At 38.1% G+C, this 12,847-nt stretch carries 8 protein-coding genes; all 8 read left to right on the forward strand.

Annotated elements, in window-relative coordinates:
• Nucleotides 1-26: 26 nt before the first annotated feature.
• The gene (locus tag MHI40_RS23355; RefSeq protein WP_340766084.1) at nucleotides 27-839 is read left to right on the forward strand and encodes a hypothetical protein; all 813 of its coding nucleotides are present in this window, start codon (nucleotides 27-29) and stop codon (nucleotides 837-839) included.
• On the forward strand, nucleotides 836-2,704 hold the full coding sequence (locus MHI40_RS23360) for an ATPase, T2SS/T4P/T4SS family (RefSeq protein ID WP_340766085.1): 1,869 nt from the start codon (nucleotides 836-838) through the stop codon (nucleotides 2,702-2,704). Before MHI40_RS23355 ends, MHI40_RS23360 begins: the two co-directional genes overlap by 4 nt.
• On the forward strand, nucleotides 2,701-4,758 hold the full coding sequence (locus tag MHI40_RS23365; protein ID WP_340766087.1) for a hypothetical protein: 2,058 nt from the start codon (nucleotides 2,701-2,703) through the stop codon (nucleotides 4,756-4,758). The genes MHI40_RS23360 and MHI40_RS23365 overlap by 4 nt, the downstream gene beginning before the upstream one ends.
• 96 nt (nucleotides 4,759-4,854) lie before the next feature.
• Nucleotides 4,855-5,310: a hypothetical protein gene (locus MHI40_RS23370; RefSeq protein ID WP_340766089.1), complete on the forward strand. Its 456-nt coding sequence runs from the start codon at nucleotides 4,855-4,857 to the stop codon at nucleotides 5,308-5,310.
• Nucleotides 5,311-5,420: 110 nt separating this feature from the next.
• On the forward strand, nucleotides 5,421-5,747 hold the full coding sequence (locus MHI40_RS23375) for a hypothetical protein (RefSeq protein WP_340766090.1): 327 nt from the start codon (nucleotides 5,421-5,423) through the stop codon (nucleotides 5,745-5,747).
• Nucleotides 5,748-5,770: 23 nt separating this feature from the next.
• Nucleotides 5,771-6,313 carry a hypothetical protein gene (locus MHI40_RS23380; protein ID WP_340766092.1) on the forward strand — a complete coding sequence of 181 codons (543 nt, stop codon included), beginning with the start codon at nucleotides 5,771-5,773 and terminating at the stop codon, nucleotides 6,311-6,313.
• Nucleotides 6,300-7,289 (forward strand): hypothetical protein, encoded by a 990-nt coding sequence (locus MHI40_RS23385; RefSeq protein ID WP_340766095.1) that lies wholly within the window; start codon nucleotides 6,300-6,302, stop codon nucleotides 7,287-7,289. Before MHI40_RS23380 ends, MHI40_RS23385 begins: the two co-directional genes overlap by 14 nt.
• Before the next feature lie 216 nt (nucleotides 7,290-7,505).
• Nucleotides 7,506-12,847: leucine-rich repeat protein (locus MHI40_RS23390; RefSeq protein ID WP_340766096.1), on the forward strand; the 5,342-nt coding region annotated here is incomplete at its 3' end.

The following is a 12,847-nucleotide window of genomic DNA, read 5'->3' on the forward strand; positions in this document are numbered from 1 at the left end:
TTAAGCGAGCAGAAAGGAGTTATAACATGGGGAAAAAAATTATTATGTGGTCTCCAGTCCACGGACAAAGTGCCACTACATCCAATACAGTTGCCCTTGCTTCTATGTTTGCTTTAGATGAACATTATCATTCGCTTTTGACTCATACACAATTGACGTTCTCTACCTTGGAGCACCTCTATACAAAAGGTGAAAGAGCGGGATTTGATGATGGAGGAATGGAAGCACTAGAACGTTTAGTGAAAAGTAAATTGTTAAAAGCCGAGGCAATACCGGACTATACCGACACCATTTATAAGAACCGGTTAGACTTACTTGTTGGCAGTAAAAAAGAGTGGGAAAACCAAGGGGAAGCAGAGAATATTTTACGCTCCATTTTACATGTTGCTTCGCATCACTACGATACCCTTTGGATAGATGCACATTCGGGTACATTCAATTCCACTACAAGAGCGTTATTAAAAGATGCTGACCTAGTTGTAGTGAATTTACCGCAGAACGCATATGTCATTGATCAATTTTTCTCGGGAGGTTCTTTCCCTGCAGAATTAGAAGGCAAGCCGTATATCGTGCTAATTAGTAACTATGATGATAAATCAGCGTACTCTGTCAAGAACATTAAGCGTTCACATAAAGTGAAAGCACCAATTTACCCAATCCTGTATTCGACTGCATTTCGTGACGCATCTAATCAACGGGGAATATCGGATTTCTTTCTTCGTTCTATGCGAGCTAAGAGAGCGGAGCCTGTCCACGCTTTTATTCAGTCTGTAAGAGATGTGAATAAAACCATCATGAAGCAACTGAAATTAAATCATACGGAGGATGATGATCTATGACCGATGTTTGGTTTAACGCATGGATTATCCTTCTTCTCACCGGAGCTGCATTGTTATTCATAGGTTGGCGGGTATTAAAAGGACGTAAGCCAGATAGTGAAATGGGAGAAAATGAGAGAGAGACCTATAAGTTGTCTGTAATCAAAGAATTTGTGATGAATCGAATGACGGAAATCACCACAATGGACTTGATTAATCTTGGTTTATCAAAGGATGAATTTACCCGTCAGTTGAGACGGAGAGAAGAATTAAAAGAAGCTTTGAAAAAATGTAATACAGGCGATATTTCTTCCAAGACGTATGTCCGTGAATTTATCTACGATTTACTGATGAAAACTTATAACTTTAATGAAGAAAATGTGAATTTGGTTATTCCATTCCAAGCACCTTCACAGTTATCCGCACGAGATGCTTTCGATATTCTACTATTCGTCTATCAAAAAGAACACGGTAAACATGCTTTAGGAGAATTGTTAGATCAATACGGTCTAGCAGAGGCTAAAGAAGATGGTGGCTACCGAGTCTTTGAAACAGAAATAAGAGATATCTATAAAGAAAAAATCACTAAATTACGCTTTGAGGATAAGATGCGAATTATTACCAATCGTATCTACAGTCACTACAAAGGATTTGGCATCATTGATGATATTCGAGATATGAGTATTGATGGTGTTTCTGGTGGTGTCTCAGGGCTCCCTAATCGCATGGAGAATCTAGATGATGAAGACTACATTCTAGGGAAAATGCAAACGGCTACAAGCGGATTAAACTCTATTTGGGTGATGTATAAAGGGAAATCAATTCACTTATCATTCCTCGAATTTGAACATGAAGCAGAAGTCCGCCGAGTAGTAGAGAATATCTACAAGTTTAACTATCCAGGGCAATTATCAGAATCTCGTCCTTACATGATTAATGAAATGGCGGATGGTTCTCGTGTCACGGTAGTAAGGCCAAAGTTTTCCGAAAGTTGGGCTTTCTTTATTCGTAAAAAGTATGACTCGAAGAAAATGGAATTAGAACAATTAATTACGCATCCAAAGAGCGAGATTGCGATAGGACTTATAAAATTCCTTATGAAAGGAAATAGAGTGACAGCAGTTACTGGAGCCCAAGGCTCTGGTAAAACGACCTTACTCATGGGAATGGTTGGTTACATCCATAAATCACTGAATTTACGTATCCAGGAAACAAGGTTCGAATTAAACCTACGAAACATTTATCCCGATAGAAATATCTTATCTTTCCAAGAAACCGATACAATAAGCGGTCAAGATGGACTAGATTTGCAAAAGAAAACGGATGGTGCGGTAAACATATTAGGGGAGGTTGCCACTGACCCTGTTGCAGCATGGATGATTCAAACTGCACAAGTTGCGAGTTTGTTTACCATCTTTACACACCACGCTAAAACATTTAGTGATTTAGTGTATGCCTTACGTAATTCTCTACTAAAAGTAAACATTTTCAACAATGAGACTATTGCGGAACAACAAGTAGTGAGCGTGCTGGAGTTTGATATACATTTGCGTCAAGACTATGACGGTTCACGTTATATCGAACGAATCACCGAATGTATTCCCCTTAGTACAGATTCAAAAGCGGAGTTGCCTGCCTTACCAACAGATGCAACAAAAGAAGATAAAATGGACCAATTTCTAATGGTCGCTACCACATTTTATCATCAACAAACACAACGAAAACAATTTGAGGAACGAAATATTATCGAATTTCAAAACGGAGAGTATGTAGCGAAATATCCAATTAGTCGAGAACGACAAGAGGAAATTACAAAACAGCTTTCTGTTGAAGATCAACAAGCGTTCCGAGAATTTGTGGAACGTGTTTGGGGGGATGTAGCGTGATACAGATTTTAACCCTCGTTGCCTTTATCGGCTTCGGGGTACTGATTGCCCTCTATTTATACGGGAAACAGAGAAACAAGAAAAAGAACAAGAATGCACAACTAGAGTTCGGTATAAACCAAACGACATCCTGGCAATCCAAATACAATCAATTTGCACAAAAAGCGTATATTAAAGCGGGCAGAATTCCAATCATCAAAGGAGTGATTGCACGTATTAGATTACGGATTGAGACGTTATCTGTGTATGACGAATATACGCTCCGTAGAGAAATCATGCGAATTGTCTTTACTATTGGCGGATTTATCGCTTTCTTCTTCTTAGGTGCAGTTCTATTCCGTCCTAGCTGGCTCGTATTGTTTTGGATTACGTTAGGACTGTTATTTCTGTCGGGTGTGTTACTGGACTTCTTTGTCACAAGAGTAGAAACACGATTACTGACACAATTGAAAGAATTTAATAACCGTGTTCGCTTTTACTACCAACAAACCAAAATGGTAGATGAAGCTATTTACGAGTCTATTCAACACGTTGGTCCTGAAATGAAGATACAAGCCAATCGAATCTATTCCATTCTAACAAGCGTAGATCCAAATGCAGAAATGGCCAAATACGAGGAAGTTGCACCTAGTCGCTTTTTAAAAGTAATTGCAGGTCTTGCTGTTCTTGTTATAGACCAAGGTGACATAGTGAATGAAAAGGGTAGTGCCTTCTTGCGAGGTCTTACTAGTGTTAACCAAGAGCTTAATACAGAAATTCTTTACCGCTCCAAGTTAACTTACGAAATGCGTGGTTTAAGTGTATTAGCTCTAACCCCGATATTCTTTGCCTTACCAATAAAGAATTGGGCGACACAAACATTTCCTATTACTCAACAATTCTATGAATCTCGATTAGGTTTCCTAGCAGAAGTTTTAGTATATGGAGTTGCCGTACTGGCTTATGTGCTTATTCGTAAAATGCGTGAGATTACTGAAGCTAAGTATCAGTCTAATGTGAAACGAGTTAAATGGGAACAAACACTATTGGAGAAGGTGCCTTTCTTAAATAAAATCGTCGGTGCTTTTGCTCCGGAGCCTTATACCAAAGAACATTTCAAAATTATGAAGCTGCTAAAAGACGCAAATTCTCCTCTTAAATTAGAGTGGCTAACGTTGAGGCAAATCTTATTAACACTAGGAGTTGTAATTCTATTTATTGGAGGATTTGCCTACGCTCACGAACGTGAAGCGAAATCTATATTAAATACAGCAGTTCCCGAAACACTTTTTGCCGGAAAAATCACGGCAGAAGAACGGCAAGCACTAAATGAAAAATCTGCTTTTGACCGTCGAGTGATCGAGGACATCCAAAGTATGGAGAACTTAACTCCTGAAATGGTACAAGCATATGTAGCAGAACAATTAGGTGTGTCGGATGTGAATAACCAACAGGTCAAACAGGCTACAGAACGAGTTATATCAAAATGGCTTGTGGTGGAAAATTCCTTCTTGAAATGGTGGGAAGTGCTTGTAGCTTTCCTATTCGGATTATTGGTTTGGAACATTCCAACCTTGATTTTACGTTTTCAGCGTTTCTTACGCTTTAAAGATATGGAGAATGAAGTGCATCAACATTTGGTACTGATCAGTATTCTTCGAGAGTTTGACCGCATGAGTGTTTTTACCATCCTTACCTGGATGGACCGCTTTAGCGTGGTATTTAAAGAGCCAATTCAGGAATCCATGCATGTGTATGATGCTGGTCCAGAAGATGCGCTTCATCTATTAGGTGAACGAGTAAGTTTTGAGCCATTTCAACAAATCATTGAACGATTAAAACTGGCGGTTGTCCGTATCAGTATAAAAGAGTCTTTTGACGACATTGATATGGAACGAGAATTTTACTTAGAGCAACGCCGAGAGTCCAATGCCCGTTCCATAAGCGAAAAAGGCACATGGGCAAATTTACTCGGGTTGGTTCCAGTTAACGTTTTAATCTTTTTGTATTTGGTGGGGCCACTTATTTATATAAGTGTAGTGGAAACAAAAAATGTCACTAGTTTAATAGGATAGGTTTTCACAAATAATAAATATTATTTTGGTATCCCAAAGGCTTTTTGCCTTGTTGATGCAATAAAAATTTTACAGACAAAAGGGAGAGATTTACACATGAAAGAAAGTACATCAACTGCGTTACTGTTAGGGGCTGCACTACTATTAACACTAGCTCTAATTGGTCTTTCGGTAAACGTATTCAGTCCAGCAACAGAAGCAGCAAAAACGGCAACAACCGATTTCAGCCAAGCAACAACTGAATTAAAAGATCAAAAGTACTTAAATTTTGATAACACAACTATTTCTGGTTCACAGGTAGTAAACGCTATTCGTAAGTTCGAAACAGAAGGAAAAGCTAACAATATCGGTATCTATGTAAAAACAGGTAAAAATAGTGGGAACTGGTACTACAACCAACTAAGCGGAGATACGCTGACAGTTGCTTCTGCTCCATCAAATGTAAATAATTCGACTAATGCTGAATATATCAATCCATCAGGAATGTTCAAAGCTACAATCAAACGTGACTCTAACTCAGTAATTCGTGCAGTTGAGTTTGTTCAAAACTAAGCTTAACCAATTAAGTTAGAAGGAGGAAGGCGGTACTTCCTCGGGAGTGCCGCCAAATTTCTATTATGAATGAAAGTATTTCCAATGCCTTTTACCTCGCTTTTGCCGCATTGATTACCATGAGTGCATTAGCCTATACATTTTGGTCAATGACCGATTGGTCTGATGCGTATGAACACGTACCATCTGGAGCCACCGTATTTATAGAGGATACACAGATCCCTGCAGAGATCAACTGGACAGGAGATCAAGTCGTGGCCAAACTGTATCGGCTATCTGATGAAAATACTCCGATTGTAGTAAACGGACAACTGTTTCTAACCGATTTAGATGTTAAAAAATTTCAAAGTACGGTTTCTTTGCAAGGATTATATAAACAAACACTTGAATGGGATGCGACTGGAAAGGCCCATAAAATTATTTTCACACAAATATAGAGTAAGCAAAGGAGACGAACATCTTGCCAAATTTCATAGCTAAAGTATTTGCCGTTCTTCTGGGTGTCTTGTTAATGTTCTACGTTCCTGTTTACCAGTCCTATCAAAAGCAAGATGACCTTGTTTACCAAAACGTCAAACAAGCCGTTACTCAATTCGTCGATAATGTTCGAACAAAAGGATATATCACTCCTAAAATGTATGAGGATTTTCAAAATGAAATCTCGGTTGGAACTTATTTGTTCCGTACCGACATAGTGCATGAACAAAAAGTCTATACACCTATTTATACGAACGCCAATATATTCACAGGAGATTATACCGTTGATTATGACGAGTATTATTGGTATCAAATTGAAAAGTTTTTATTTGACGAAACGAATGTGATTCCCAAAAAAGAACGTATGTACAAGCTACAGCAAGGGGACTTTTTTTCAGTACATGTAGAGAATGTGACCAAAACAAAGTCTACTATGTTATTTGACTTCTTAACAGGTGGAGCGGGTGGTAACGATATAGTCATCTCTGTTCCATACGGTGGGATGGTGCTAAATGAAGATTACTAACTTTGCAATTTTCTATATCTTGATTGTCATCTCATTGCTCGTTTTTACCCAATGGAAATCAGAGGATTCTAATACGTTTATTAACCTAAATCATCAATATGATACTGCTATGACAGTCGCTACACAGGATGCAATGGACCAATTACGAACGAATGTGATTCCGACAAAAGAAGCTGGATATAGTTCCTCTAAATTCAACCGAGTGAACCCTGAGCCCGCTTTACAAACATTTCTACATAGTTTATCTATCAACTTCGGTGTAGAAGATGATGTGACACAAGATCTTATGTCTCGTTATGTACCTGCTTTTGCGGTAATGGACTATGACGGGGCTTTGTTAAGTGTCTATCAAGAGATTCATAATTCAAATGGAGAAAAGGAACTGAAGCGAGTATGGTTGCCGAAAATTCCCTTTACTTATCACGATACGGAAGGAAATATCATCTCCTTTACCTTAGAAGAAGATGTAACTGTGTATGATGCCGCCTTAGATGAGTGGATTAATGGTAATCGGAAAGAGTTAGTAAAAGATCCTCAAATAACGATTCCACTTCTCCATGACGAAGATGAATTTCATCGTATTCGAAAAAATACGATTGTGAATGTATTTCAGGATGAACTCGCTTATTACATAAATGAGCATAACGTGTATACCAAACAGTTAGGAGTTACGTACAAATTCACACTACCACTGATAGAACAAGAAGATTGGTACAACACGGTAGATGATATAAGTATTTTTACTTTCTTTCAAGGTTATCCCTACCAACGAGGGCAAGGCACTTTTAATGAGTTTGCTTTAGCGGGTGGACGATTAGAGAAAGTAGATCCTATACATGCAACTACTGTTAATGGCGAAAAGCTATATTTCCGTGAGTCTTGTGGTTTCTCTTATACCGTTGATGAAATTTATTCAACGAAGAAGGAAGCAGCAAAGGCGGGGTATGTGGAAAAATCTTGTTTGAATGAATTTTGATAGGAAAGGGAGATGTAAATTGAAAAGAAATTTCATTATAAAAGTGTGCTTATCGATATCCATAATCTGCTCTATATTAGCTACGGTAAACGCTCTAAATAAAGAAGTTAATATTATGTTCCCTTTAACATTATTCGTTATTTCAAGTTGTATTTTTGCTTCATATGAAAATATCGAAAAGGTAGTTAAAAATAAGAGAGACAAAGGAGATTTACAATGAAACTGAAAAATAATGAACTTCAAACAGTTAAATTAGATACACTTTCATCTAAAAAAGTACCATACAATGTTTTACGAAAACCGGTATATAAAGCCGTGGCTATGTCTTTAGCTATACTAGCTACTAATTTGTTAGGGAATGAAGCTACTACGGTTAGCGCAAATGTAAATCCTATTCAAAATCAAGTCAATCAAACATATGAATCACCAAGAAATCTAGTTACTTCATCATTACTACAAACGAATGGACAATCTACAATATATAGAAGTTTAGCAGCAGTAAATAATTTATTTGCTGGCGGTACGGGAACGTTGGCTGACCCATTTTTAATTTCAGATGCAAGACAATTGGACCAAATGAGGAACTATTTAAATAGTTCCTTTAAACTGACGAACGATATTGACTTAAGTGGAATAGATTGGATGGCAATTGCAGAAGGTGATGTATTTACAGGTAGTTTAGATGGTGATGGGCATACAATTAATGGATTAACGATGAATACTGTTAGTGTAACCTATACAGGATTAATAAGTTCAATTGGTGCAACTGGTGTTGTAAAAAACCTATACTTATCAAATGTAAATGTAGAATCCTCAAAAGCATCTGGAGCAGCTGTTGGAGGATTAGCAGGTTCGACTCTTGGTCTTATAGAAAATGTAATAGTTAGCGGTAAAGTATCGGGAATAGGTATTGCGGGTGGAGTTGTTGGAAACATCTCAGGTGGCTCATTAAATAATGTACTCTCACAAACAGAAGTTACAGGAAAAGGTGCAGGAGGAATAGTTGGTACGATTAGACTAGGGGGTTCTATAAAAAACGGCTTTAATAGTGGAACCGTAACTTCAAGTACCGACCCAGGAGGAGGTATTGTCGGTTTAATAGACACGAATCATACTGGAAGTATTAATGATGTTTACTCCACAGGAGATATAACAGGAAATGTTTATGCTGGAGGTCTAATAGGACGTAACCTATCAAAGAATACAACTGTTTCCTATGGTTATTCTACAGGAAGTGTTTCAGGGGGAGGTATTGTAGGAGGGCTTATAGGCTCAGCGTCTGGTGGTAAATATTCAAACTTGTATGCACTAAATAAAAGTGTTAACACATCTGGAAAGATCGTCGGTAAGGGAATTGGACAAGCCCTAAACAATCCAACAGTTTCAAATATGGTGGCAGCTGATTATATCCAGGGTAATGGGCATTCAACGCTTATTACGAAATCGATAACTCATGATGAGGCTCTTAAAAAAGAAACATACGCTATGAGAGGGTTTGGGTTTGATTTTGGAGATAATGGAACCGATGCAGTATGGGAGATAGAAGAAGGCAAGTCGCTTCCTTATTTATCATTTCTCTCCAGTTTACAGCCAAAGCCAATTAACCCAGATCTTCTTGCATTAGAAGTAGCAACACAGGCAGTAGTTAAAGCTGAAGGAACTAAAGCACAAGCAGATGTAGATTCAGCTCGCACGTTGGTTAATCCGTTACCTGTAGGGCAAGATAAAACGGACTTATCCGATCGTTTAGATGCGATTCAACAAGAGATTGATAATAAAGCATTGGCAGAAAATCCATCTACTGATTTTACCTACACAACAAGTAGTGGGAAAATAACAATCACTGCATATAAAGGAACTCGAACAGATGTAGTTATACCTTCATTAATAGATGGTAAACCTGTAACTGTAATAGGGAATAATGCTTTTAAAGATAAGAATTTAACATCTGCAATTCTTCCATCAACACTGACTACAATAGGCCAAAACGCATTTATGAACAATCAAATAACCACCGTGGAAGTGCCTAAGGGTGTAACTGTGATTAATCAATTTGCTTTTTCCAATAACCTTTTAACATCTGTCAAGATGCATGAGGGACTGTTGACTGTCTCAACTAGAGCATTTGAGAATAACTCATTAAAATCTGTTGAAATACCTTCTACGGTAACTAGTATAGGTTTGAATGCATTTGAAGGTAACCGAACAACACCATCGGATTTCAAATTATACGGATACGATTTACGTACTACATCATCAAGTCATGCAGCTACACATGGCTACACGTATGTCTCTCTAGGTAATAATTATGTTCCTTTAACAGAGAACGTAAGTACCGATTTTGAATATACGAAAACAGCAACAGAAGTAACAATTACAAATTACAAAGGAACAAGTAAAGACATTCGTATACCTTCCATGATAGACGGTTTGCCTGTTACTATACTGGGAGGCTCTTCATTCAGAGGTAAAAGTATAACATCCGTAATCATACCCAATACAGTTAAAGAAATTCAATCATCAGCTTTTATAACTAATCTTCTGACTCAATTAAATCTTCCTGAAGGTTTAAAAACAATAGGGGCTAGTGCGTTTCAAACTAATAATATAAAAACCTTAACATTGCCATCTACACTTGAAGAAATCGGACTGGCAGCATTCACTGGAAATAAAATAAACCATGTAGTTTTACCAGAGGGGTTAAAAACTCTAGGTCAGTCAGCATTTAGTAAAAACGAGTTAACGACGATAAAAATACCAAAAGGGTTGATTTCTTGGGGAACTCAGGTATTTGAAGAAAATATAATTACATCTATAGTTTTGGAAGAAGGAATTACTGATATTCCCACAATGACATTTAGGAATAATTTGTTAACACACATACAATTACCTTCTACTTTAAAAAGTATCGGAGGAAACGCTTTTATTGGTAATCAATTAACAACTGTTGTTATTCCAGAAGGAGTTACAGACATAGGAAGTTTGGCTTTTGCTTCAAATAAATTAGATTCTGTAACTTTACCATCAACAATTGTAACAATGTTTTCATCGACGTTTCAGTCCAATCAAGCAGTTGCTTCTAACTTAATTATGTATGGATATGATTCTCCTACTACAGTTAAGGACTTTGCCGATGCAAGAGGATACACTTTTGTATCTTTAGGTGGAAGTTATACCCCAATTGATACAAAATTAACTGAAGCAACAGCGGAAGTAGTGAAAGCTGAAGGTTCTAAAGCACAAGTAGACGTAGATTCAGCTCGTAATTTGGTTAATCAGTTACCTAACGGAACTGCCAAAACCGATTTATCAGACCGCTTAGATGCAGTCCAACAAGCGATTGATGTTGCAAAAGCTGAAGCACAAAAACTAGCAGACGCAACCAATGCAGTGGTTAAAGCGGAAGGTTCTCAATCGCAAGCAGATGTAGATGTAGCTCGTCCTCTGGTGAATTTGTTGCCGAATGGTCAAGAGAAAACCGGTTTAACCGACCGTTTAGATGCGATTCAACAATATATTGATAATAAAGCATTGGCAGACCAAATTGATAAAGCAACGAAAGCTGTAGAAAAAGCAGAAAACAGTAAAGATCAATTAGATGTGGATGCAGCACTTCCAGAGATAAACCTGTTACCTAACGGTACAGAAAAAACCGATTTAACCGACCGCTTAAACGCTATCCAAAAAGAGATTGACGATGCGAAAGCACAAGCGGATTTATTAGCTAAAGCAACACAAGCAGTTGTAAAAGCCGAAGGTTCTAAAGCACAAGCAGATGTAGATTCAGCTCGCCCGTTAGTAGCTCAGTTGCCTGTAGGTCAAGACAAAACAGACTTAACCGACCGTTTAGATGCGATTCAACAAGATATTGATAATAAAGCATTAGCAGACCAAATTGATAAAGCAACGAAAGCTGTAGAAAAAGCAGAAAACAGTAAAGATCAAATAGATGTGGATGCAGCACTTCCAGAGATAAACCTGTTACCTAACGGTACAGAAAAAACCGATTTAACAGACCGCTTAAACGCTATCCAAAAAGAGATTGACGATGCGAAAGCACAAGCGGATTTATTAGCTAAAGCAACACAAGCAGTGGTAAAAGCCGAAGGTTCTAAAGCACAAGCAGATGTAGATTCAGCTCGCCCGTTAGTAGCTCAGTTGCCTGTAGGTCAAGACAAAACAGACTTAACCGACCGTTTAGATGCGATTCAACAAGAGATTGATAATAAAGCATTAGCAGACCAAATTGATAAAGCAACGAAAGCTGTAGAAAAAGCAGAAAACAGTAAAGATCAAATAGATGTGGATGCAGCACTTCCAGAGATAAACCTGTTACCTAACGGTACAGAAAAAACCGATTTAACAGACCGCTTAAACGCTATCCAAAAAGAGATTGACGATGCGAAAGCACAAGCGGATTTATTAGCTAAAGCAACACAAGCAGTGGTAAAAGCCGAAGGTTCTAAAGCACAAGCAGATGTAGATTCAGCTCGCCCGTTAGTAGCTCAGTTGCCTGTAGGTCAAGACAAAACAGACTTAACCGACCGTTTAGATGCGATTCAACAAGATATTGATAATAAAGCATTAGCAGACCAAATTGATAAAGCAACGAAAGCTGTAGAAAAAGCAGAAAACAGTAAAGATCAAATAGATGTGGATGCAGCACTTCCAGAGATAAACCTGTTACCTAACGGTACAGAAAAAACCGATTTAACAGACCGCTTAAACGCTATCCAAAAAGAGATTGACGATGCGAAAGCACAAGCGGATTTATTAGCTAAAGCAACACAAGCAGTGGTAAAAGCCGAAGGTTCTAAAGCACAAGCAGATGTAGATTCAGCTCGCCCGTTAGTAGCTCAGTTGCCTGTAGGTCAAGACAAAACAGACTTAACCGACCGTTTAGATGCGATTCAACAAGATATTGATAATAAAGCATTAGCAGACCAAATTGATAAAGCAACGAAAGCTGTAGAAAAAGCAGAAAACAGTAAAGATCAAATAGATGTGGATGCAGCACTTCCAGAGATAAACCTGTTACCTAACGGTACAGAAAAAACCGATTTAACAGACCGCTTAAACGCTATCCAAAAAGAGATTGACGATGCGAAAGCACAAGCGGATTTATTAGCTAAAGCAACACAAGCAGTGGTAAAAGCCGAAGGTTCTAAAGCACAAGCAGATGTAGATTCAGCTCGCCCGTTAGTAGCTCAGTTGCCTGTAGGTCAAGACAAAACAGACTTAACCGACCGTTTAGATGCGATTCAACAAGAGATTGATAATAAAGCATTAGCAGACCAAATTGATAAAGCAACGAAAGCTGTAGAAAAAGCAGAAAACAGTAAAGATCAAATAGATGTGGATGCAGCACTTCCAGAGATAAACCTGTTACCTAACGGTACAGAAAAAACCGATTTAACAGACCGCTTAAACGCTATCCAAAAAGAGATTGACGATGCGAAAGCACAAGCGGATTTATTAGCTAAAGCAACACAAGCAGTGGTAAAAGCCGAAGGTTCTAAAGCACAAGCAGATGTAGATTCAGCTCGCCCGTTAGTAGC

This window comes from Psychrobacillus sp. FSL H8-0510, from assembly GCF_038008345.1.
Taxonomy (GTDB): domain Bacteria; phylum Bacillota; class Bacilli; order Bacillales_A; family Planococcaceae; genus Psychrobacillus; species Psychrobacillus psychrotolerans.